This window comes from Streptosporangium sp. NBC_01810 (genome assembly GCF_035917355.1).
GTDB lineage: Bacteria > Actinomycetota > Actinomycetes > Streptosporangiales > Streptosporangiaceae > Streptosporangium.
On the sequence record NZ_CP109070.1, the window covers coordinates 4,026,837 to 4,049,456 of the forward strand.

Sequence of the window (22,620 nt, forward strand, 5' to 3'; positions counted from 1 at the left end):
CGTCAGCCGAAGAATTCACATCGGCGTGATCGAGCGCGAGCCCACTCCGTCCGAGACACGCGCGAGCCCACAACGCAGCGATCAGCATATGAGACCAGACGGGTATGGTCAATCCGACGACACTACGCTCCCGCGTGCCGAAAGGATAACGATCTCACCTAATAGGTGTTGATCATTTGTCTCCGGTCGGCTCTGATACTACCCCGAAGCCCCCGTGGGATGGAGATGCGCTCGGGGTCGCCGTCCGCCGTGTAGCGCTGGCGGGGGTGCTTGTTCAGCCACCCCAGCCAGTATTGGGAGCACCATTTCCGGCACTCGCCTTTTTTACCATTGCTCTGGATCCGCTGGACGGAACGCCAGTCGTAGTCCTTGACGAACGGCGAGACCGACGGCTCGGCGCCGGCCAGGAAGATGGCCTTGAACCGGTAGGGGACACCCTGCCACTTCCCCGACTGCACCGTGGACCTCTTACGCGGCATCGCGCCGAACGGCAGCGCCATCGTCTCCGAGGGGGGAACGCCGAGCTGCTTCAGCAGCCGCTCGACCCTGGCGAGCTGCTCGGCGATCTTCTTCTTGGGCCGGCTCGGCAGGTAGGGGTGGCCCCAGGTGTGGTTGGCCACCTCGAACCCCCGCGAGGTCAGCCATTGCACGGCCTGTGCCTGATCTTCACCGTTTCGCAGGCCGAAGGGCTGTCGGTTGACCCAGAAGGTGGCGACGGGCCGGAACCCCGGGTATTTCTTTGCCACCTGATAGATGATTCCGACCGCGGTGTCCTTGGCGGGCGTGCCGTCCGCCTCCAGGGCGAAGTGGCTGTGGTGACCGTCGTCGAAGGTCAGCACGACCGGGTACTTGCCCGCGGGGATGTCCATCCTGCCGATGGCGAACTCCCGCGCGGTGACCGGCACGTAACCGTCCCTGGCGAGCATCTCCAGCTCCTTGCGCAACTGGGCGGGCGTGCGGTCGATCGACGCCAGCCGCTTGCCGATGATCCGGTGGTACATCAGGATCGGGACCATGCCGGCCTCGTTGGCCTTCACCTGCCGTGCGAACTCCGGCGACGCGGTGACCGGCGGCGGCAGCTCGGCCGAGGGAAGGTCGGGCGTCGGTGAGGGGGCCGCGGGCGGCTGGGACGGACCGGGCGCCGCCTTGCCCGCCCCGGAGGCGCCCGGGGCGCCGGATGGGGCAGGCGGAGCGGGGAGCACGAGGAGCACCACCACCGCCACCGCGACGACCACCACATTGGTGAGCATGATGATCTGCGTCAGGGGGATTGGACTCCGCACAGCACTCCCGGCCCATCGAGCTTATTCGGACTGGATCACCAGCCTAGAACAGACTCGGACAGGCCCGACCAATCGGCGGAGTCCGGCCCTGCCTGAGGGGCGGTCACCCGCCCGCTCGGAGGTGGTCGTCAGCGCCCAGCGAGACCCGCGGGGAGCGAGCGATGTTCATCCGGCCGGCGACCGGCTCACGCGCGGTCCCCGGCGCCTTGAAGGCGGCGGTCAATGCCCGGTGTCTTGGAGGCGTCCGGTCAGTACCCGGTGTCTTGGAGGCGTCCGGTCAGTACCCGGTGTCTTGGAGGCGTCCGGTCAGTGCCCGGCGTCTTGGAGGCGTCCGGTCAGTGCCCGGCGTCCTCCCAGGTGCGGCCGACGCCCACCGAGACGGCCAGTGGGACGCGCAGGGCGTAGGCGGCGTTCATCCGGTCCGTGACCAGGTCGCGCAACGTCTCCAGCTCACCGGGGGCCACCTCGAAGACGAGCTCGTCGTGGACCTGCAGCAGCATCCGGGAGCCGAGCGCCGCCTCCTTGAGCGCGCCCTGCACGTTGAGCATGGCGACCTTGATGATGTCGGCCGCCGAACCCTGGATGGGCGCGTTGAGCGCCATCCGCTCGGCCATCTCGCGGCGCTGGCGGTTGTCGCTGTTGAGGTCGGGCAGGTAGCGGCGCCGACCCATGATCGTCTCGGTGTAGCCGTCGTTCCTGGCCTGCGCGACGATCGCGTTGAGGAAGTCGCGGACGCCGCCGAACTCCTCGAAATACCCCTCCTTGAGCGCTCTGGCCTCGGAGACGGGGATGTTGAGCTGCTCCGACAGCCCGAAGTCGGACAGTCCGTAGGCGAGGCCGTAGTTCATCGCCTTGATCTTGGCCCGCATCTCCCCGGTGACCTGCTCGGGCTCGGTGTCGAAGACCCGGGCCGCGGTGGCCTTGTGGAAGTCGTGCCCGGACTCGAAGGACGCGATCAGCGCCTCGTCGCCGGACAGGTGGGCCATGATGCGCAGCTCGATCTGGCTGTAGTCAGCGGTCAGCAGGGTCTCGAAGCCCTTGCCGACCACGAAGCCCTGCCGGATGCGGCGGCCCTCGGCGGTGCGGATCGGGATGTTCTGCAGGTTGGGCTTCTCCGAGCTGAGCCGCCCGGTGGCCGCCACGATCTGGTTGAACGTGGTGTGGATGCGGCCGTCGTCGGCGATCTCCTTGATCAGGCCCTCGACCGTGACCTTCAGCTTGGCCTGGTCGCGGTGGCGCAGCATGATCGTCGGCAGCTCGTGCTCGGTCTGGGCGGCCAGCCAGGCCAGCGCGCCGGCGTCGGTGGTGTAGCCCGTCTTGGTCTTCTTGGTCTTGGGCAGGTTGAGCTTGACGAACAGGATCTCCTGGAGCTGCTTGGGCGAGCCCAGGTTGAACTGCTCGCCGCCCACGGAGGCGTGTGCCGCCTCGACCGCCTGCTTGACCGCGGCGCCGAACTCGGCCTCCAGGCCGCTGAGATACTCCCGGCCGGCGGCGATGCCGGCCCGCTCCAGCTCGGCCAGCACGGTGACGAGCGGCAGCTCCACGTCTCGCATCAGGTGAATACCGCCCAGCGGCTCCAGGAACGCCTCCAGCGCGTCGGCGAGCTCGCCGACCGCCAGTGCCCGCAGGGCCAGGTCTTGGGCGGCGTCGTCGTCCTGGTCGTCGAAGAGGCTGGCCTGGCCGCCGTTGTCGGCCTCGCCGCGCAGCTCGCGCCGCAGGTAGACCCGCACCAGGTCCTCCAGCGGGAACGAGCGCTGCCCTGGCGTCGCCAGGTAGGCGGCCAGCGCGGTGTCGCAGGTGAGGCCGCGCAACTCCATGCCCTGCGCCCACAGCGCGAGCATCGGGCCCTTGGCGTCGTGCACCGCCTTGGACTTCGAGGAGTCTGCCAGCCACTCGCGCAGGGCCGCCTCGTCGGCCTCGGTCAGCGTGGTCGGGTCGATGAACGCGGCCCCGGCCCCGGCCGCCGCGATGGCGATGCTGTCGACGCGGCCGGTGCCGCTGCCGTACTCGCCCTTGAAGGCCAGGCCGACGCGGCCCTCGGGCAGCGCGCGCAGCCACGGGTCCACCTCGTCGGGGCCGAGGGTGACGACCTCGACCTCGAAGCCCTCCTCCGTCGCCGCCTCGGGCGAGCCGATCGTCTTGAACAGCCGGTCGCGGATCTCGCCGCGGAACTCCAGCGTGTCGAGGATCTTGTTGATCTCGTCGCGGTCGGCCGCGCCGACCGTCAGCTCGGAGACCTCGTGCTCCAGCGGGACGTCGCGGATCAGCTGGGTGAGGCGCCGGTTCATCAGCACCTGGTCGAGGTGGTCACGGAGCTTGTCGCCGACCTTTCCCTTGACCTCGTCCACCCGGTTGACCAGCTCCTCCAGCGAGCCGAACTCGCGGATCCACTTGGCCGCGGTCTTCTCCCCCACGCCGGGGATGTTCTTCAGGTTGTCGCTGGAGTCGCCGCGGATGGCCGCGAAGTCGGGATACTGCGCCGGGGTGAGCTCGTACTTCTCCAGGACCGCCTCGGGGGTGAAACGGGTCATGTTGCTGATGCCGACGCGGGTCATCAGCACGGTGACCCGCTCGTCGACGAGCTGCAGCGCGTCCCGGTCGCCGGTGACGATCAGCACGTTCATGCCCTGCCCGGCGGCACGGGTGGCGAGGGTGGCGATCAGGTCGTCGGCCTCGTATCCGGCCAGCGACAGGTGCGGCACGCGCACCGCGTCGAGCACCTCGTGGATCAGGCTCATCTGGCTGCGGAAGCTGTCGGGGCTCGCGCTCCGGTTCGCCTTGTAGTCGGCGTACTCCTCGTGGCGGAACGTCGGCTCGGAACGGTCGAAGCAGACCGCCACGTGGGTCGGCCGCTCGTCACGGAGCACGTTGACCAGCATCGAGGTGAAACCGTAGACCGCGTTGGTCGTCTGGCCCGTGGTGGTGGAGAAGTTCTCCTCCGGCAGGGCGTAGAAGGCCCGATAGGCGAGTGAATGCCCATCCAGCAGCAGGAGACACGGACGAGTGGGGGTCGCTTCGTTCTTCGGCACAGCGAAAGCCTAGTCTCCTGATACGACAGAAAGCCTGACTCACCTGACAGGAGACATCCCCTTGACCATGACCGACCCCGACGAGGCCACCCTGCCCATCGAAGAGCAGATGAGCGCCGCCCACCGGAACACGCTGATCGAACGGATGGGCATCGTGATCACCGATGCCACTCCCGAGCGGGTGGTCGGCACGATGCCGGTCGAGGGCAACATCCAGCCGCGCGGCCTGCTGCACGGCGGCGCCTCGTGCGTGCTGGCGGAGACGCTGGGCTCGATCGGCGCGCTACTGCACGCGGGCCCCGGACGCATCGCCTTGGGCATCGAGATCAACGCCACCCACCACCGCTCGGCCACCTCGGGGCTGGTCACCGGCGTGGCCACCCGGCTGCACGGCGGCCGGACGCTCACCAGCTACGACATCGAGATCGTCGACGAGCAGGACCGCCGGGTGTGCAGCGCGCGCCTCAGCTGCATGCTGCGCGACGCCTGAACACACCCGGATCGCCTTTTTGCCATTGTCGGGCGACGATTCCGCTACGGTGGGTGACGGCGATGCCCGCGGGGAGGCCGAGTAGAAAACGTACGGGGTCGGGGAAGCTCCATACGGCGCCAAAGGCCTCCCCCGGGCTCGTGAGATGGCCGCCCCGTCGACCTCTCCGAACGGCCCGCCCCGATCACGCTCCGGTGCGCCGCCCCTCCGCGTCCGGTGGGCTCGCGGGCACCCGCGCAACCGCCCCGTACCGCCCGTACCGCGTGAACGCGCACGGCCCGCGCCGAGCGGGCACGGGCCGTGCGAGGTGAGGCTCAGATATCCGTGTGCGTCGGGTCGAGCACGCGGCGCAGGAAGGTCTTCGTGCGCTCGTGCCGCGGAGCGCCGATCACCTGCTCCGGGGTGCCGTCCTCCACGATCACGCCGCCGTCCATGAACACCACCCGGTCGGCCACGTCGCGGGCGAACGCCATCTCGTGGGTGACCACGAGCATCGTCATCCCCTCCTCGGCGAGCTTGCGCATGACAGTGAGCACGTCACCGACGAGTTCCGGGTCGAGCGCCGAGGTGGGCTCGTCGAAGAGCATCAGCGCCGGGCTCATGGCCAGCGCCCTGGCGATGGCCACCCGCTGCTGCTGGCCGCCGGAGAGCTGGGTGGGATAGGCGTCGCACTTCTCACCGATGCCGACCTTGTCCAGGTTCTCCCTGGCGATCTTCTCGGCCTCGGCCTTGCCCCGCTTCAGCACCCGGCGCTGCGAGACGATCACGTTCTGCAGGACTGTCATGTGCGGAAACAGGTTGAACTGCTGGAAGACCATCCCGATGCCGCGGCGGGCGGCGTCGATGTCGACGTCGCGGTCGGTCAGCTCCACTCCGTGGACGACCACCCTCCCCGACGTCGGCTGCTCCAGCAGGTTCACACAGCGCAGCAACGTGGACTTGCCCGACCCCGAGGGGCCGATGACGCAGACCACCTGGCCGGGGTCGACGGCGAAGTCGATGCCCTTGAGAACCTCCAGCTTGCCGAAGCGCTTGTGCAGGTCACGGATCTCGACCGCGTGGTTCACCGGAGTCACCGTCCCTTCGCCTGGCGCTTCTCCAGCCGGGACGCGAGATAGCCCAGCGGGATGGTGACCAGAAGGTATGTCACGCCCACGACCAGGATGGGCGTGGCGTTGGCATGGGTCGAGGCCATGTCGTTGCCGAACTTCGTGAGCTCGACGTAGTCACCGGAGACACCGAGGAACAGCACCAGCGAGGAGTCCTTGAGCAGGGACACGAACTGGTTGGTCGTCGGCGGGATCACGATGCGCACGGCCTGCGGGATGACGATGGAGATCATGGCCCGCGTGTACGACATGCCCAGCGAGCGCGCCGCCTCCATCTGCCCCTTGGGCACCGCCTGGAGTCCCGCCCTGAGCGTCTCGGCCATGTAGGCCGAACCGACGATCGTCAGACCCAGGATGCCCTCGCCGTAGGTGCCGCCCGGCACCTGGAAGCCGCTCAGGGCCAGGGGCAGGAACAGGATGAGCAGGAAGATCAGCAGCGCGGGCAGGCCGCGGAAGATCTCGATGTAGGCGATCGCGATCCACCGGTAGGGCCGCACCGACGACATCCGCATCAGCGCGAACAGCAGACCGAGCAGGAAGGCGAAGACGAAACCGCCGACCGAGTAGATGATCGTGTTCTTCAGCGCGATCGTGAACAGTTCGGGAAGCGTCTTCTCCGCGACGTCGAGTCTGGCGAAGTTCTTGCCGAGTTCGGCCCACTCGATGCTCAGGGCCAGGAAGACGACCACGGCCGCCAGTACGACGTATTGGACGGCCCGGCTGATCTGCTGTCTCTTACGGGGACTGAGCCCACTCCCGGCGGGGGCGCCCCCACCGGGAGTGGGCTCGGTCGTCGTTGGCTGGTCCGTCATCGGTTAGCCGAGCTCCCCGGGCTTCTTACCGAACCACTTGACGAAGATCTGCTCGTAGGTGCCGTCCGACTTGGCCGTGGTGATCGCGTCGTTGATCGCCTTGAGCAGGACCGGGTCGGCGCCCTTCTTCAGGCCGACGCCGTACTGCTCGCCGGTGTCGAGGCTGGCGACCAGCTCGAACTTCTCCGCGATCTCGGGCTTCTTCAGCCAGGTCAGGACGACGGGAAGGTCCTGGACGATCACGTCGACCTGGCCGGACTGCAGGCCGAGCAGTTCCTTGGGAGAGTCGGCGAACTCCTTCGGGTCCATGCCCTTGCCCTTGACGTAGTCGAGGCCCGTGGTCGAGGCCTGGGCGCCGAGCTTGAGGCCCTTGGCCTTGACCTCCTCCAGGGTCGCGACGCCGGCGCCCTTCTTGGCCAGCAGTGCCTGCGTGGCGTCGAAGTAGGGCTCGGAGAAGTCGATGTTGGCCTTGCGCTCCTCGGTGATCGTCATACCGGCGGCGGCCACGTCACACTTGCCCGCCGCCATCGCCGCGCCACTCTTGATGACGGCGAAGTCGATGTCGACGATCTCCTGTGTCAGGCCGAGCTTCTTGGCCGCCAGGTCGACGATGTCGACGTCGAAGCCGACGACCTTGTCACCCTCCTTGAACTGGAACGGCTCGTAGGGCAGGTTGGTGCACGTGGTCAGCTTGCCAGGGGTGATCACCTGCGGGCCGGCCGCGGCCGCGGGAGCACTCGCCGAGGCACCATCGCTCGGGCTCGCGGTGGTGGCCTCGCCACCACCGCAGGCCGCGAGGCCGAGCGCACCGGCGACGACCATCGCGCCCACCGTAAGCGCACGACGGGAAACAAAACTTAGGCCCACAAAGGCCTCCTTACGGTCAATGTCGCTTCTTGTATGGATACCTCAGTGCAGGTCATGCTCCATCACCTGCACAATCGTGCAGATCACCGGTATGACACAATTCGGACAACAACCGTGTCAGGAGCCCCCCGTCCCACACCCTGCTCCGGTACGGATCGGGATGCGAGCACTTGCCTGATCGCCAACGCCATCCGGGCGAGCCGTTGAACCTCGGAGCCGGACTCGGTTACGTTGCCCGATATGCGTGCCCTCATGATCCTGTTCAGCGGTGCCGCTCTCACCGCCACCGTCCTGTCCGGCTGCACCGGAGAGGGACCGGTCGCATCCGCCTCCCCCTCGGCCACCCCCACCCCGACCTACGAGCTCCCGCCGCGCCCGGTACGGCCGGGCGAGAGCCCCGTCAGGGCCGCGCCGGTGACCGACGGCGACACCCGGTTCCAGGTGATCGGCCTGCAGAAGGGGCTGAGCGGCTTCTTCGGCAGCCACGCCGAGTGGCAGGCCAAGGGCCAATACGTGGTCGTACGGATCCTCGTGGAGAACCCCGGCCGCACCAACTCCCGCTTCGACGCCAAGCGGCAGAAGCTCATCACCGCCGACGGCACCGTCCACGCGATCGACAAGTTCGCGCAGGCCATCAAGCGGCAGCCGGACACGCTTCCGCTCGGCGCCCAGGTCAGGATCGAAATGGACCTGTGGTACGACATCCCCGCCGAGGCGAAGGTCTCCGCGATCATGCTGTTCGGCGACCCGCCCCTCGGCGTTGGGGGCACCACCGACGGCGTGCGGGTACCGCTGTCCTGAGCCTCCCCGACATGTGCGGGCCCACCGCGCGCCGACGCGCGGCGGGCCCGTCCATCTGCCATGAAAGGCGCCGGGTCAGGCCTGCTCCTCCGGAGCCGAGGCAGCGGCGGGAGCACCCGCCCCCTCCTCGACCAGGTCCTGCGACACTCCACCGCCCAGGTAGGCGGCCTGCACGGCGGGGTCGTTGAGCAGCTCGTCCGCGGGCGCGCTCTTGACCACCTTCCCGGTCTCCAGGACGTAGGCGCGGTGGGCCAGCTTCAGCGCCTGCTGGGCGTTCTGCTCCACCAGCAGCACCGTGGTGCCCCGGCGGTTGATCTCCTCGATGATCGAGAAGATCTGCTGCACGATCAGCGGCGCCAGGCCCATCGACGGCTCGTCAAGCAGGAGCAGCTTGGGCTTGGCCATCAGCGCGCGGCCGATGGCGAGCATCTGCTGCTCACCTCCGGACATCGTGCCGCCCATCTGGGTCCTGCGCTCCTTCAGGCGGGGGAACAGCTCGTAGACCTCGTCCAGGTCGGTGCTGAAATCACCCGAGCGGGTATAGGCACCCATGAGCAGGTTGTCCTGCACCGTCATGCCCGGGAACACACCCCGGCCCTCGGGCGCCTGCCCCAAACCCGCGACGACCCGCTTGTGGCCGGGCATCTTGCTGATGTCATTGCCGTCGAAGGTGATGCCCCCCGACGACAGCGGACGCAGGCCCGAGATCGTCTTCAGGGTCGTGGTCTTACCCGCCCCGTTCGCCCCGATGAGCGTGACGATCTCGCCCTCGTTCACCTCGACCGAGATGCCCTTGAGCGCCTCGATCTTGCCGTAGTGGACATGGATGTCCTTGACCTCAAGAAGCATCGGCGGGAGCCCCCAAATACGCCTCGACGACCCGAGGGTCGGTCCGCACCTCGTCCGGCAGGCCATCGGCGATCTTCTGGCCGAAGTCCAGCACCGCGATGCGGTCGCTGATGCCCATGATGAGGCTCATGTCGTGCTCGATGATCAGAATCGTCCGCCCGGCGTCGCGGATGTCCCGGATCAGCTGCTGCAGCGCCACCTTCTCCGCCGGGTTCATACCGGCGGCGGGCTCGTCCAGCAGCAGCAGCTTCGGGTTGGTCGCCAGAGCGCGGGCGATCTCCAGACGGCGCTGGTCACCGTAGGGCAGGTTCTTGGCGTGGTCCTGCGCACGGCGCGAGATGCCGACGAAGTCGAGCAGCTCCATCGCCAGCGCACGCCCGTCGCGCTCGGCCCTGCGGTGCCAGGGAAGCCCCAGCGCCACGCTGACCATGCCAGACTTGTGGTGCGCGTCCGCGCCCACCATGACGTTCTCGATGGCCGTCATGTTGTGGAACAGGCGGATGTTCTGGAACGTGCGGGCGATACCCCGCTTTGTGATCTTGAAGCGCTTGACGCCGCTGATCTTCTCGTCCAGGAAGCGGACCTCACCCTCGGTCGGCTGGTAGACCCCGGTCACCACGTTGAACACCGTGGTCTTGCCGGCGCCGTTCGGACCGATGAGCGCGAAGATCTCCCCCTCCTTGATGGTCAGGTCGACCTCGCGCAGCGCCGTGACACCGCCGAACCGCATCACGAGGTTCCGCAGCTCCAACATGGTGCGGCCACTCCGCTCCGCCTGTGCCACCTCCGAGGTCACAGTGGCCGGATTCACCTCGGCGCTCACTTGGAAGCCACCTCCTCAACCTGCGAATCGGGCCCGGGAACCTCGGCCCCGAGCGTACCCATCCCGCCTGTTCCCTCTTGCAACTCCGCCCTGCGTTGACGCGACGGCAGCAGACCCTCCGGACGGAAGATCATCAGCGCCACGAGCACCGCACCGAAGATCAGCATGCGGTACTCCTGCAGACCACGGAACCGCTCAGGCAGCCAGGCCACCAGGAAGGCACCCAGCATGACACCCGGCAGGTTGCCCGAACCACCCATGACCACCGCGGCCAGAATCGTCGCCGACAGCAGAAACTGGAAGTCGTTCGGGTTGATCGAGATGGCCTTCGCCGCCCACAGCACGCCCATCGCGCCACCGATGGAGGCACCGATCGCGAAGGCGAGCATCTTGAAGCGGAACGTCGGCACGCCCATGACCTCGGCCGCGTCCTCGTCCTCACGAATCGCCGCCCAGGCACGCCCGACCCGGCTCTTCTCCCAGCGCTTCACCAGGATGATCACGATGACGGCCAGCGCGACCAGCAGATAGTAGTAGGGGCGCGGGTCCAGCACCCCGTACTTGAGGGGATCCACCCCGAACACCTCGGAGAAGTTCACCCCGAAGAGCTTGAAGTCCTCGACGCTCGGCGGGTGCGGAATGCCGCGGACGCCGTTCGGGCCACCGATCTCGTCGGTGTTGCGGGCGGTGATACGAATGATCTCACCGAAGCCCAGCGTGACGATCGCCAGATAGTCACCGCGCAACCGCAGCGTCGGAGCGCCCAGCGTGAGGCCCGACAGGGCACAGATCCCGATGCCGACCACCAGGATGAGCCAGAAGTTCCAGCCCAGCCGGGTACCGATCAGCGCCATCGCGTAACCGCCCACGGCGTAGAACGCGACGAAACCCAGGTCGAGCAGGCCCGCCTGACCGACCACCACGTTCAGGCCGATCGCCAGGACCACATACGTCCCGATCGGGAAGAACAGGATGCTCGCCCAGTCGGTGTAGGGCGACATGAAGGGGGCGAGACTCTCCGAAGGCAGCAGCAGCGCCCCGACGATCAGGAGCACGTACAGCACCCAGCGCTGCCAGCCCGGAGTGCTCAGCCAGCGATCGTGCATGGCGTCGCCGAAGCGACCGAGACCATTACGGAAACCTGCCAGGGAATTCTTCTGGTTCATGCGCGCGCCTGCTGGAGTGATTCACCGAGGATTCCGGTGGGGCGGAACATCAGGACCAAGACGAGGATGGTGAAGGAGATCACATGCTTCCAGTCGGAGCCGAAGAAGATGGCTCCGTAGTTCTCCACCAGCCCGAGCGTGATTCCACCGACCAGGGCGCCGCGCAGGTTGCCGATGCCACCCAGGACCGCCGCGGTGAACGCCTTGATACCGAAGAGGAATCCGACAAAGTAGTGCGTGTTCTCGTACGAGATCAGATAGAGCGCACCCGCCACACCGGCCATACCGCCGCCGATGAGGAAGGTCATCCGGACGATCCTGTTGATGTCGACGCCCATCAGCACGGCCGCCTCGGGGTTCTGCGCGGTGGCGCGAATACCCCGGCCGATCTTCGAGCGGTTCACCAGGGCGTCCAGCGCGATCATCATGCCGATCGCCGCGAGGATAACGAATATCTGGTCGATCCGGACGGAGTGCCCGAAGATCGAGAAAAGTTCGCTCCGCTCCATCAGCCGGGGCAGAGCCATCTGAATACGACCCTGCTCCGGACGGTTGAAGACCTCCGGGATCACCAGGAGCGCGAACAACTCCTGGAGGAAGATCGAGGCACCGATGGCCGAGATCAGCGCCGCCAGCCGGGACGCGCCGCGCTTGCGCAGCGGCCGGTAGGCGATCTGCTCCAGCGCGATCGCGGTACCCGCCGAGGCGAGCATGCCGACCAGGATCATCGCCACCACGACACCGACCAGCGCGATGCCGGTCAGCGGCGAGTTGATGCCGAACACGAACGGCACCAGCATCGCGCCGAACGTACCGATCATGAAAACTTCTGAATGTGCAAAGTTGATCAGCCGCAGCACGCCGTACACCATGGTGTAACCGAGTGCGATCAGAGCGTAGATCGAGCCGAAGGCCAGGCCGTCGATCGTCGCCGGCCAGAACTGATTGATGAAGTCATTGAGCACTAGGGTTTACCACTTCCAGCGGGGGTCGCCTGCACTTTCGGGTAGCACACCGCCTCCAGCAGAACCTCGTGGACTCTCTGGAAGGGCGCGGGGAGCGGGAACACACTGCGCCTTCCCGCTCCCCGCGCGCCGACTACCTACTCTTCTTCAGCGCCGGACTAACCCAGCTTGGCCTCGGTGGCCTTGCCCAGCAGACCGATGGCACCGTCCTTGACCTGGTAGATGTAGATGTCCTTCGCCGAGACCTCACCGTTGGCCTCGAACTTGACCTGCTTGGAGACACCCGCGAAGTCCACCGTGGCGATGAACTCGTTGATCTTCTCAGCCGTGGTGTTGCCCGCCTTGATCGCCTCGACGAAGACCGTCGCGGCATCGTAACCCTCAGCCGCGTAGATCGCCGGGTCAGCGCTGTAAGCGGCCTTGTAGGCGTCGGCGAACGCCTTCACCTTGGCGTCGGTCACATCCGGGGTCGCGATGTAGCACGGGCAACCGACCAGCGCGCCCTCGGCGTTCGCGGCACCGGCACCGTCGATCAGACCCTTGTCCAGCGAACCGTCGCCGGACAGGAACTTCGCGTCCTTGACCCCCTTGTCGCGGAGCTGCTTGAGCAGGTTGCCACCCGCGGCGTAGTAACCGCCAAAGAAGATCGCGTCAGGCTTGGCAGCCACGACCTTGTTCACCACCGAGGAGAAGTCACTCTCGGTCGGGTCAAGCGAGTCGGTCGTCAGCTTCACGCTCTTGGCCTCAAGCGCGCCCTTGACCGCGTCGGCAAGCGGCTTGCCGTACTCGGACTTGTCGTCGATGACGAAAACGTTCTTCGCCGCGAGACCCGTCGCAATGAAGTCACCGATACCGGGACCCTGAACATTGTCACTCGGCAGCACGCGGTGCCAGTACTTCCAGCCGTTCGTCGACAGCGCGGCGTTGGTGGCGGACGCCGAGATGCTCGGCAGCTTCGCCTCCTCCAGCACCGGCGCCACCTGAGCGGACTCACCGGAGAACGCCGGACCGATCAGGCCGACGATCTTGTCGGTCTTGATGGCCTGCTGAGCCAGCGCGACCGCCTTCGACGGGTCCGCCTGGCTGTCGTACTCGACCAGCTCGATCTTCACGGCCGGGTTGGTCTTGTTGTACTCGTCGATGACGAGCTTCGCACCGTTCCTGGGGGGAATGACGATGCCGGCATTGGCGCCGGTCAGGTCTCCCATGAAACCAAGCTTTATGGTACCGGGGGCGGCAGCACTGGAGCCACCCTCAGCCGGCGTGGCTTCCGTACCACCGTCACCGCAGGCAGCGAGACCGAGGGTGAGCGCCACACCGGCGGCAAGCACTCCACCGAGGCGTGCAGTCTTAGGCCGCAAGGTTGCCTTCCTTTCGCCCGTTCCCTCGTCAGGACCGGGTTCACAGATGCCCTCCCTGGCGGGTGGCCAGGGGTTGTGTCGGTTAGTACAGCCAGCCGATGTCACGGGTCGATACAGGACGGCCCGCCGTTACCGTTTCTTTACAACACCGATCCTTTTCGGCTATCAGACACAAAAGCCGTGGTCACTGGCGACTTCGCCACCTCCACGGCCATCACCCCGGCCCCCGGAAAGCCCATATCGCCTCCTCCGCGAGCTACACCCCGACAGGTACGGGCTTACGGAAAGAAGCGGAGAGTCCGATTCAGGGCTCCTCCGCCCCCACCTCAGGGCCACCCCCACCCCTGTCCACGCCATCACCCGCGCCCGCGTCCGCGACCACGAGCTGCGCAACCTGCCGCATGCTCAACCTGCGATCCATCGACGCCTTCTGAATCCACCGGAACGACTGCGGCTCACTCCACCCGTGCCGCTCCATCAGCAGACCCTTGGCCCGCTCCACCAGCTTGCGCGTCTCCAGCCGCTCGGAGAGCGTCCCGACCTCCCGCTCCAGCGCGGCGATCTCCTGGTGCCTGCTGACCGCCATCTCGATCGCCGGCACCAGATCCGACTTCGTGAACGGCTTCACCAGATACGCCATCGCACCGGCGTCCCTCGCCCGCTCCACCAGATCACGCTGCGAGAAGGCCGTGAGAATGAGACACGGCGCGATCCGCTGCGACACGATCTGCTCGGCCGCCGAGATCCCGTCCAGGATGGGCATCTTCACATCCAGGATCACCAGGTCGGGCCGCTGCTCCATCGCCAGCTTGACCGCCGACTCCCCGTCCCCGGCCTCCGCGACAACCTCGTACCCTTCTTCCTCTAACATCTCCTTGAGGTCGAGCCGGATCAGTGCTTCATCTTCCGCGATCACCACTCGCCGCTGCATACTCACGAGCAAGAGAGTACCGACGTCCGCTAGATTAGGACCACGCCGGTTCCGGTCAAGCGATCGTCATCGGTTAGGATGCACGACAAGCGTTTTGGATAGATTCGGACATGTCCGGATTCCTGCCCCGGTACCCCAATTGGCATGAGGGAGCGGATTCAAAACCCGTACAGTGTGGGTTCGAGTCCCACCCGGGGCACGCTTCAACCGCCCGGCCACATGGCCGGGCGGTTTTGTCGTACCCAGCTGAAACACTTTCCGTATGTACGACGTAACCATCCGTGAAAGAGTTCGTGACCTCCTCAAGTCGGGCGAGACGATCAGTTCGGTCAGCCGCCGCACCGGCATTTCACGGTCGACCGTCAGGGCATGGCAGGAACGTCCGGATCACCTGGTCCGACGTGTGGCTTCCTGTCCTCGATGCCTGGAGATTCCGGAACTTCCCGACCCGCAAGACAAGTACGCCTACCTTCTCGGCCTCTACCTTGGAGACGGCTACATCAGCACCGTCGGCGACCCTTCCAAGCAAGTCTGGTCATTGCGCATCATGTGCGCCGATACATGGCCAGGACTACAGGAAGAGTGCATTCAGGCACTTCTATCCATCAGACCGGACAATAGGGTCCGTATGCTGCCCAGACAGGGCTGTACCGAAATCAATTCCTTCTCCAAGCATTGGCCGCATCTGTTCCCACAACATGGGCCAGGGAAGAAGCACACTCGCCTGATCGAACTGGAAGCCTGGCAACGCCAGATCGTCGCAGCGAATCCGGGCCATCTCGTTCGAGGGCTGATGCACTCCGATGGTTGTCGCGTCATCAACCGTGTTCAACGGCAGCCACCCGGCGAGACACACTGGTACGAGTACCCGCGCTACCTCTTCGTGAACGAGTCCCGGGACATCCTCGCTCTCTGCGGGGAAGCGCTCGACCTGCTGGATGTGGCGTGGCGTTATTCCAAGCCCAACACCATCTCCGTGGCCAGGCGAGCCGCCGTTGAGCGGTTGGACGAGTTCGTGGGGCCGAAGTACTGAGGTGGTTCGGTGGGGGCGCCCCGGTGGGCGAGTAGGTTGCTCGGAAGACGGCGTGACCGAGGGGGATGCGTGGGAATCATGGAGAACGGCCAGGCGGAGCTGAGCGGTCCCGGTGTCGGGCGGGTGTGTCTTCCGGAGGAGGTGCGGCTTCGCGGGCACGGGGTGGTGCTGCGGGAGTGGAAGGACGGCGATCTGGGGGCGATGGTGAAGCTGTTCGACGACCCCGAGGTGGCGTACTGGACGCCGCTGGTCTCGCCGTTCGGCCCGCAGGCTGCGCGGGCCTATCTGGAACGGGCCCGGCAGCGGCGGGCGGCCGGGGAGCGGCTGCAGTTGGCGATCACGGTGGACGGTGGTGAGCCGGTGGGTGAGGTGTTGCTGATGTTGAGCGGTCTTGGCCTGGATGTCGCGGAGATCGGTTACAGCGTGGGGGCCGCCTACCGGGGCCAGGGGCTGGCGAGTAGGGCGGTGCGGGTGATGACGGAGTTCGCCCGCGAGTCTGTCGGGGTGTCGCGGCTGTTGCTGGAGATCGAGGCCGGTAACGCGGCGAGCGTGGCGGTGGCCCGCGCGTCGGGGTACCGGCTGACGGACGCGCCGCCGGTTCCCTCGGAGGAGAAGGGGCGGCCGATAGCGTTGCGGACGTGGGAGTACGAGGATGGAGAATCATGAGCACACTCGCTGACAGGGCCATCGCGGCCCTGCGCACCACCCATGACGGGCTGGCGGCCTTCGTCCGCGGCCTGGACTCCGCCGACCTCGACCGGCAGTCGGGTGCCTCGGAGTGGACCGTCGCTCAGGTGCTCAGTCATCTCGGCAGTGGCGCCGAGATCGGCCTGGCGACGTTGCGGGCGGCGCTGGACGGCCAGGAGGCTCCCGGCCAGGATTTCAACCACGAGGTCTGGGACCGCTGGAACGCGAAGGATCCCGAGGGGCAGTGCAAGGACTTTCTCGTCGCGGACGCTGAGATCGTCTCCGCCTACGAGGGGCTCGACGCCGGCTCTCGCGAGCGGCTCCGGATCAAGCTGGGATTCCTGCCCGAGCCCGGCGATGTCGCGCTGGTGGCCGGGATGCGGCTGAACGAGGCCGCCCTGCATGCCTGGGACGTCCGGGTCGCCTTCGACCCGGCGGCCACCGTGGCGTCGGAGACGGGTGGGGTGCTGACCGATCTGTACTCCGGGCCGCTTGATTTCATGATCGGCTTCATTGGCAGGTCCGATGCTCTCGACGATCCGCGCCGTGCCACGACGCTCCGGGTCGAGACGACCGATCCCGCGCGCGTGCTGGGTCTCACCCTTGGCGAGACCGTCGGTTTCAGTGAGGCGCCTGAGGCGGCCGATGTCACCCTGTCGCTTCCGGCCGAGGCGTGGGTGCGTCTGCTCGGCGGCAGGCTGGCTGGCGAGCACACCCCTGCGTCGGTGGCCGTCACCGGTGACGGCATCACCTTGGACGATCTTCGCCGGGTGTTTCCTGGGATCTGAGGCCCGCCGGTTGGGGTTCGCCGGTTGGGGCGCGGGGTCGTTCATGGACGCCTGGCTCGAAGACGGGTACGGCCACCGCCGGAGCGGTGGCCGTATGCTCGTGTGTCGATATGCTCGGGTGTCGATCAGGAGGGGTTGGAGACCGCCGCTCCGATGGTGTGCACGCGCAGGGCGTTGGTGGAGCCCGCGGTGCCAGGAGGCGAACCGGCGACGATGACCACCTTGTCGCCCTTCTCCAGCCGGGAGTGGGCCAGCAGCGCGGCCTCCACCTGGCGGACCATGTCGTCGGTGTGGTGGACGAACGGCACTTCGAAGGTCTCCACGCCCCAGGTCAGTGCGAGCTGGTTGCGGACGTGGCTGGCGGAGGTGAAGGCCAGCAGCGGGATCGGGGAGCGGTAGCGGGCCAGGCGGCGGGCGGTCTCACCGGACATGGTGAACGCCACCAGCGCCTTGGCGCCCACGATGGCGCCGACCTCGGCGGCGGCGCGGGCGATGGCGCCGCCGGTGGTCTCCGGCAGCCGGTCGAGGCTGTGGGTGGCCTGGAGTGAGCTCTTCTCCGCGGTCGTGGCGATGCGGCTCATGGTCTCGACGACCTCGATGGGGTAGTTGCCGACCGAGGTCTCCCCGGAGAGCATGACCGCGTCGGCGCCGTCCATGACGGCGTAGGCGACGTCGGAGGCCTCCGCCCGGGTGGGGCGCGGTGCGGTGATCATCGATTCGAGCATCTGGGTGGCGACGATGACCGGGCGGGCCTTCTCGCGGCAGAGCTCGATGGCCCGCTTCTGCACGATGGGCACCTCTTCGAGGGGCAGTTCGACGCCGAGGTCGCCGCGGGCGACCATGATGCCGTCGAAGGCCTCGATGATCTCGGGGAGCCGTTCCACCGCCTGCGGCTTTTCGATCTTGGCGAGCAGTGGGAGGCGGATGCCTTCCTGCTCCATGATGTTGCGTACCACGTCGGCGTCGGAGGGACGCCTGACGAAGGAGAGCGCGACCAGGTCGAAGCCGGTGCGCAGGGCCCAGCGCAGGTCGGTCTCGTCCTTGTCGGTGAGGACGGGGGCGCTGACGTTGACGCCCGGCAGGTTGAGGCCCTTGTTGTCGGAGATCATGCCGCCGATGATCACGCGGGTGGTGACGCGCTGGTCTTCGACCCGGGTCACCTCCAGGCGGACCCGGCCGTCGTCGACCAGGATGCTGTCTCCGGGGTGGACGTCCTTGGGGAGTCCCTGGTAGGAGGTGGAGACCTGCTCGCGGTCTCCGGGGACATCCTCGGTGGTGATCGTGAAGACGTCACCGAAGCCGAGGCGGACGGGGCCCTCTTCGAACTTGCCGACCCGGATCTTGGGGCCTTGGAGGTCGGCCAGCAGACCTACGCCACGCCCGAGCTCGGCGGCCGCCTCCCTCACCCTGTCGTAAACCTCCTTGTGCAGTTCGTGGCTGCCGTGGCTGAGGTTGAAACGGGCCACGTCCATCCCGGCCGCGATCAGCTCGCGGAGACGTTCGGGAGAGGAGGTGGCGGGGCCGAGAGTGCAGACGATTTTCGCGCGACGAGTCACGGATCCCACCCTAATTGGTACAGACCACTTGGTCGTGACGTTGGTCATGGCGGCAATGAAAAATTCGGTGACATAAACGCTACCCTTGGTGAACGGGAGGTTGCGAATCGCCCCTCACGTCACATTCACCGCAACCTTGCTCATCAGGGACACAGATCCCCGTTTTCCCGGGCCGCTCCCTGGCGACCTCAGGCTCTGGAGCGCGGGTTTAGAGCGCGGGTTCGGCCTGTCACGAAAGTCAGGCCGTTCCGCCGGAGGTACCGGTGACCCTCCGGTTCTGCCCCTGTTCCCCGGCCTGACCGCTCCACCCGCCTGTTGATCCTCTTTTGAACGTGACAAAACGAACATAACGGGGCGCTGTTTCCGTCGGGGCGCCCCTCCGGAGCCCGCCCCGGTGGCCGGCGTTCTCATCGGATCCTCATCGGGCGCCAAGCGGGCGTTGAGACGGTTTCCACAGGGTGTGGCCATGGACGCGCGCCGTGTGGCGGCTGTACCTGCGGCCGGTGGGCGCGGCACGAGCCGCGGCCTGTCGGGACGGGGCCCGGGCGGATGGAGCCCCGGTGCGGCCTCAGCGGGTGACGGAGGCCGCCCCGGCGGCGTCGACGATGCCCCGGCCGTAGAAGCCGTTGCGCGCCTTCGAACCCTCGCACTTGTGAACCTCGTCCGCGACGAGGTCGATCTTGTAGGCGTACTTGCGGGACGAGGGGCAGGCCTTCTCGGTGGCGGTGGCGTACAGCAGGCGCTGGACCTCTCCGGGGGCCATGGTGAGGCCGCTCTTGTCCGGCTTGCCGAAGCGGCTGATCAGGATGGCGGCCACGCCGGTGGCGTGCGGGGCGGCCATGGAGGTGCCGACGAGGTACTGGTAGTAGGCGCAGACGTCGTCGCGGCACTCCCGGATGATTGATTTGTACTTCGGGGTGCCGTCGGCGTTGAGCTGTCCCTTGGCCCGCAGCGCGTTCTCCGGGGCGGGGGCCAGGATGCCCTTGGTGATGTCGTAGCCGGTGCCGCCGTCGAACTCGTCACCGCCGGGTGCCGACAGGTCGGCCTGCTCGATGCCGTAGTCGGAGTAGTAGGCCTTGCGCTTGCTCGGGCCGACCGCGGAGACCGAGATGACGCCCTTGGACTCGGCCGGGACGTTGAGGCAGGAGTTGTCGATCTTGCGGGTGCGCTCGACGTCCTTGGGGTAGTCGGGGCTGGTGTCGTCCTTGCTGGGCCTGCCGAGGTCCGTGGAGCCGTTGCCGATGGCGCTGATGAGGGTGACGCCCCGCTTGCGGGCGTAGTCGAGGGCGCGCTGCATGCCGGTGACGACGCCGCGCTGCTCCAGCTGCTCGGCCTTGGAGTCGGCGGGGTTGGCCTTGCAGTTGAACAGCCACGGGTCGACGTAGAAGCTCATGTTGACCACGTCGATCCCGGCGTCCGCGGCGTAGGTGAGCGCCTCGATGCTGGGCTTGAGGAAGAACAGGCCGGAGTCCTGGCCCGCGCGCAGGTTCACCAGGGAGACCGCGGGGGCGACTCCGGCGACGCCCCGGCCGTTGACCGGCGAGGCGATGGTGCCGGCCACGTGGGTGCCGTGGCCGTCGTCGTCCCAGTCGACCGGGTCCTTGCAGTTCTTGAACTCGCAGGGCCCGTCGACGGTCTTGCCGGCCGGGTCCTTGGGCCGGTCGGTCACGAAGTTGCGGCTCAGGGCGTAGTTGAAGTTGGGGGCGATGTCGGGGTGCCTGCCGTCGATGCCGGTGTCGATGACGCCGACCAGCACCTGCTTGCTGCCGGGGGCGGTGGCGTGGGAGCCGTCCGCGGTGGCGCCGATCATCTTCATGTCCCACTGCTGTCCGGCCAGCGGCTCCGATGCGCCGGTGGCGGACGCCCGACCGTCCGGAGTGCCCCGCTGACCGAGGGCGTCGGAGGGCGGAAGGGCCGCGGGGGCTCCTGTCGCGGGGAGCGCGGGGGCTCCTGTCACGGGGAGCGCGGTGGCGGAGCCGATCCTGCGGTCGGAGGAGACGCCCACGACGGCGTCGCTGTCGGCGAGGTCCTCCACGAAGCGGGAACCGGGGCCGCCGGCGACGATGTAGCCGAGCCTCGTCTCCGTGGACAGCGCGGTGCCGCCGCTCGCGTCGATCGCGTCGATCGCGCGGTCGTGGGCGCCGTCGGCGTAGAAGACCAGGTATTCGCGGGCCTGGCTCGCGACCGTGGCGGCCCCGCCGTCCAGGGCTCCCACCGTGAGGGTCGCCGCCAGGGCGAGCACCGTTCCCGCGCCCGTCAGGCTTCTGATCCCGCGTCTCATCGATCCTCCGCACCTGGCCCGATCAAGAAAATTTATCCTTCAGCCGTACGTACGACAAAGCGAACTCAATATCCGCTCTGCGCATTTTTCCGTGAAGGGGCCAGTGGAACGGCCGGTACACAAGGCGTTCCCGGGTGCGGCGGACGGTGCCGCACCCGGGAACGCCTTGACGTGCTCATACCGGCCGTGACATACACGGACCAACTACAACCTACTTAGTGTTCAGACCAGCCGCGTTCAAACCAGTGGCCTCGCGGTCGGCGGGATCGCCACCGGCAGGGCCGTCTGGCCGGTGAGGTAGCGGTCGGCGGCCGAGGCTGCCGAGCGGCCCTCGGCGATCGCCCACACGATCAGGGACTGGCCGCGACCTATGTCCCCGGCGACGAAGACACCGTCGACCGAGGACATGTAGCCCCTGTCCCTGGCGACGTTGCCCCTGGCGTCGAAGAACTCGCCCTCGGCGACTTCGGCGAGCTCGGTGAGCAGGCCCTTCTTCTCCGGGCCCACGAAGCCCATCGACAGGGTGACCAGCTCGGCGGGGATCTCCCGCTCCGAGCCGGGTACCGGCTTGAATCCGGCCGCGGGACCCTCCACCTCGACCAGGCGCAGCGCCCTGACGTTGCCGTCGGCGTCGCCGGCGAACTCGGTGGTGGAGACCGCGTAGACCCGGTCGCCGCCGCCGTCGGCCAGCTCCTCGTGGGCGCTCTCCATCTTGAACAGGATGGGGAAGGTGGGCCACGGCTGGCTGCCGGGGCGCTCCGCCGGGGGCTGGGGCATGATCTCCAGCTGGGTGACCGAGGCGGCTCCCTGACGGATCGCGGTGCCGATGCAGTCGGCACCGGTGTCGCCGCCGCCGATCACGACGACGTGCTTGCCCTCGGCGCTGATCGGCGAGACCGGGTAGTCACCCTCCTGGACCTTGTTGGAGGGCGGCAGGAACTCCATCGCCTGGTAGATGCCCTTCAGGTCGCGCCCGGCGACGGGCAGATCCCGCCACTGGGTCGCGCCACCTGCCAGGACGATCGCGTCGAACTCCTCGCGCAGCCGCGCCGCCGTGATGTCGACGCCGACGTTGACGCCGGTACGGAACTCGGTGCCCTCGGCCCGCATCTGGGCGAGCCGGCGGTCGATGTGCCGCTTCTCCATCTTGAACTCGGGAATGCCGTAGCGGAGCAGGCCGCCGATCCGGTCGGCGCGTTCGAACACCACCACGTCGTGCCCGGCGCGGGTGAGCTGCTGTGCGGCGGCCAGGCCCGCGGGGCCCGAGCCGACGATCGCGACCCGCTTACCGGTCTTCGAGGTGGGAGGCCGGGGGGTGACCCAGCCCTCGTCGAAGGCCCGGTCGATGATCTCGACCTCGACCCGCTTGATCGCGACCGGGTCGGAGTTGATACCGAGCACGCATGCCGCCTCACACGGAGCCGGGCACAGGCGGCCGGTGAACTCCGGGAAGTTGTTGGTGGCGTGCAGGCGCTCGATGGCCTCCTGCCAGTCGTCCCGGTAGACCAGGTCGTTCCACTCGGGGATCAGGTTGCCCAGCGGGCAGCCGTTGTGGCAGAACGGGATGCCGCAGTCCATGCATCGCGCCGCCTGCTTGGTCAGCGCGGGCTTGGGGAAGTCCTCGTAGACCTCCCGCCAGTCGCGGATGCGCACGTCCACCGGGCGGCGCGCCGGCAGCTCGCGTCCGTGAGTGAGGAAACCCTTGGGGTCGGCCATCGGTCGTACCTCCCTTATCCCTGAACAACCTGAGCGGTCTGGACGAGTCGCCGGGGGTTCCCGGCCGGGGTGC

19 protein-coding genes and 1 tRNA gene are annotated in these 22,620 nt (G+C 67.5%); 6 read left to right on the forward strand and 14 right to left on the reverse strand.

The features are described 5' to 3' along the window. Window positions 1–158: 158 nt before the first annotated feature. Window positions 159–1,283: a polysaccharide deacetylase family protein gene (locus OIE13_RS17370; RefSeq protein WP_326638472.1), complete on the reverse strand. Its 1,125-nt coding sequence runs from the start codon at window positions 1,281–1,283 to the stop codon at window positions 159–161. 335 nt (window positions 1,284–1,618) lie between these two features. Next, on the reverse strand, window positions 1,619–4,312 hold the full coding sequence (polA, locus tag OIE13_RS17375; protein ID WP_326638470.1) for a DNA polymerase I: 2,694 nt from the start codon (window positions 4,310–4,312) through the stop codon (window positions 1,619–1,621). Between the two features lie 109 nt (window positions 4,313–4,421). On the opposite strand from polA, the gene OIE13_RS17380 reads away from it, so the two are divergent. After that, complete coding sequence (locus tag OIE13_RS17380; protein WP_326647041.1) at window positions 4,422–4,802, forward strand: hotdog fold thioesterase; 381 nt, start codon at window positions 4,422–4,424, stop codon at window positions 4,800–4,802. 314 nt (window positions 4,803–5,116) lie between these two features. Here OIE13_RS17380 and OIE13_RS17385 read toward each other — a convergent pair whose 3' ends face one another. The 3 genes from OIE13_RS17385 to OIE13_RS17395 are packed head-to-tail and all read right to left on the reverse strand — an operon-like array spanning window position 5,117 to window position 7,545. Further along, complete coding sequence (locus tag OIE13_RS17385) at window positions 5,117–5,878, reverse strand: amino acid ABC transporter ATP-binding protein (protein WP_326638468.1); 762 nt, start codon at window positions 5,876–5,878, stop codon at window positions 5,117–5,119. Continuing rightward, entirely contained in the window at window positions 5,875–6,723 is an 849-nt protein-coding gene (locus tag OIE13_RS17390) for an amino acid ABC transporter permease (RefSeq protein WP_326638466.1), read from the reverse strand. Before OIE13_RS17390 ends, OIE13_RS17385 begins: the two co-directional genes overlap by 4 nt. Window positions 6,724–6,726: 3 nt before the next feature. Next, a complete protein-coding gene (locus OIE13_RS17395) occupies window positions 6,727–7,545 on the reverse strand; it encodes an ABC transporter substrate-binding protein (RefSeq protein ID WP_326638464.1) in 819 nt (272 codons plus the stop codon). Window positions 7,546–7,830: 285 nt separating this feature from the next. Here OIE13_RS17395 and OIE13_RS17400 point away from each other — a divergent pair, with 285 nt between their 5' ends. Further along, entirely contained in the window at window positions 7,831–8,391 is a 561-nt protein-coding gene (locus OIE13_RS17400) for a DUF4352 domain-containing protein (RefSeq protein WP_326638462.1), read from the forward strand. Between the two features lie 75 nt (window positions 8,392–8,466). Here the strand turns inward: OIE13_RS17400 and OIE13_RS17405 are convergent, their stop codons facing one another. The 6 genes from OIE13_RS17405 to OIE13_RS17430 all read right to left on the reverse strand — a co-directional run bounded on the left by OIE13_RS17405 (window position 8,467) and on the right by OIE13_RS17430 (window position 14,486). Further along, on the reverse strand, window positions 8,467–9,240 hold the full coding sequence (locus tag OIE13_RS17405; protein ID WP_326638460.1) for an ABC transporter ATP-binding protein: 774 nt from the start codon (window positions 9,238–9,240) through the stop codon (window positions 8,467–8,469). After that, window positions 9,230–9,994 (reverse strand): ABC transporter ATP-binding protein, encoded by a 765-nt coding sequence (locus OIE13_RS17410; RefSeq protein WP_326647040.1) that lies wholly within the window; start codon window positions 9,992–9,994, stop codon window positions 9,230–9,232. The genes OIE13_RS17405 and OIE13_RS17410 overlap by 11 nt, the downstream gene beginning before the upstream one ends. Window positions 9,995–10,059: 65 nt before the next feature. Then, a complete protein-coding gene (locus OIE13_RS17415) occupies window positions 10,060–11,229 on the reverse strand; it encodes a branched-chain amino acid ABC transporter permease (protein ID WP_326638458.1) in 1,170 nt (389 codons plus the stop codon). Beyond that, window positions 11,226–12,194: a branched-chain amino acid ABC transporter permease gene (locus OIE13_RS17420; protein WP_326638456.1), complete on the reverse strand. Its 969-nt coding sequence runs from the start codon at window positions 12,192–12,194 to the stop codon at window positions 11,226–11,228. Before OIE13_RS17420 ends, OIE13_RS17415 begins: the two co-directional genes overlap by 4 nt. Window positions 12,195–12,352: 158 nt before the next feature. Next, window positions 12,353–13,525 (reverse strand): branched-chain amino acid ABC transporter substrate-binding protein, encoded by a 1,173-nt coding sequence (locus OIE13_RS17425; protein WP_326830295.1) that lies wholly within the window; start codon window positions 13,523–13,525, stop codon window positions 12,353–12,355. Window positions 13,526–13,859: 334 nt separating this feature from the next. Then, window positions 13,860–14,486: an ANTAR domain-containing response regulator gene (locus OIE13_RS17430; RefSeq protein ID WP_326830296.1), complete on the reverse strand. Its 627-nt coding sequence runs from the start codon at window positions 14,484–14,486 to the stop codon at window positions 13,860–13,862. 124 nt (window positions 14,487–14,610) lie between these two features. Between OIE13_RS17430 and OIE13_RS17435 the strand changes: the two genes are divergently transcribed. The 4 genes from OIE13_RS17435 (at window position 14,611) to OIE13_RS17450 (ending at window position 16,994) form a co-directional block, all read left to right on the forward strand. Beyond that, window positions 14,611–14,685: transfer RNA gene (locus tag OIE13_RS17435), tRNA-Leu, on the forward strand. 63 nt (window positions 14,686–14,748) lie between these two features. After that, complete coding sequence (locus OIE13_RS17440; RefSeq protein ID WP_326638454.1) at window positions 14,749–15,519, forward strand: transcriptional regulator; 771 nt, start codon at window positions 14,749–14,751, stop codon at window positions 15,517–15,519. A gap of 78 nt (window positions 15,520–15,597) precedes the next feature. Further along, window positions 15,598–16,185: a GNAT family N-acetyltransferase gene (locus OIE13_RS17445; protein WP_326830297.1), complete on the forward strand. Its 588-nt coding sequence runs from the start codon at window positions 15,598–15,600 to the stop codon at window positions 16,183–16,185. Next, window positions 16,182–16,994, forward strand: a complete 813-nt coding sequence (locus OIE13_RS17450) for a maleylpyruvate isomerase N-terminal domain-containing protein (RefSeq protein ID WP_326828414.1) — start codon at window positions 16,182–16,184, stop codon at window positions 16,992–16,994. The genes OIE13_RS17445 and OIE13_RS17450 overlap by 4 nt, the downstream gene beginning before the upstream one ends. A 125-nt stretch (window positions 16,995–17,119) precedes the next feature. Here the strand turns inward: OIE13_RS17450 and pyk are convergent, their stop codons facing one another. The 3 genes from pyk to OIE13_RS17465 form a co-directional block, all read right to left on the reverse strand. Further along, window positions 17,120–18,550: a pyruvate kinase gene (gene pyk, locus OIE13_RS17455; RefSeq protein ID WP_326638450.1), complete on the reverse strand. Its 1,431-nt coding sequence runs from the start codon at window positions 18,548–18,550 to the stop codon at window positions 17,120–17,122. Window positions 18,551–19,118: 568 nt separating this feature from the next. Then, on the reverse strand, window positions 19,119–20,831 hold the full coding sequence (locus OIE13_RS17460) for a S8 family peptidase (protein WP_326828415.1): 1,713 nt from the start codon (window positions 20,829–20,831) through the stop codon (window positions 19,119–19,121). A 237-nt stretch (window positions 20,832–21,068) separates the two neighbouring features. Then, a complete protein-coding gene (locus OIE13_RS17465; protein ID WP_326828416.1) occupies window positions 21,069–22,547 on the reverse strand; it encodes a glutamate synthase subunit beta in 1,479 nt (492 codons plus the stop codon). Between the last annotated feature and the right edge of the window lie 73 nt (window positions 22,548–22,620).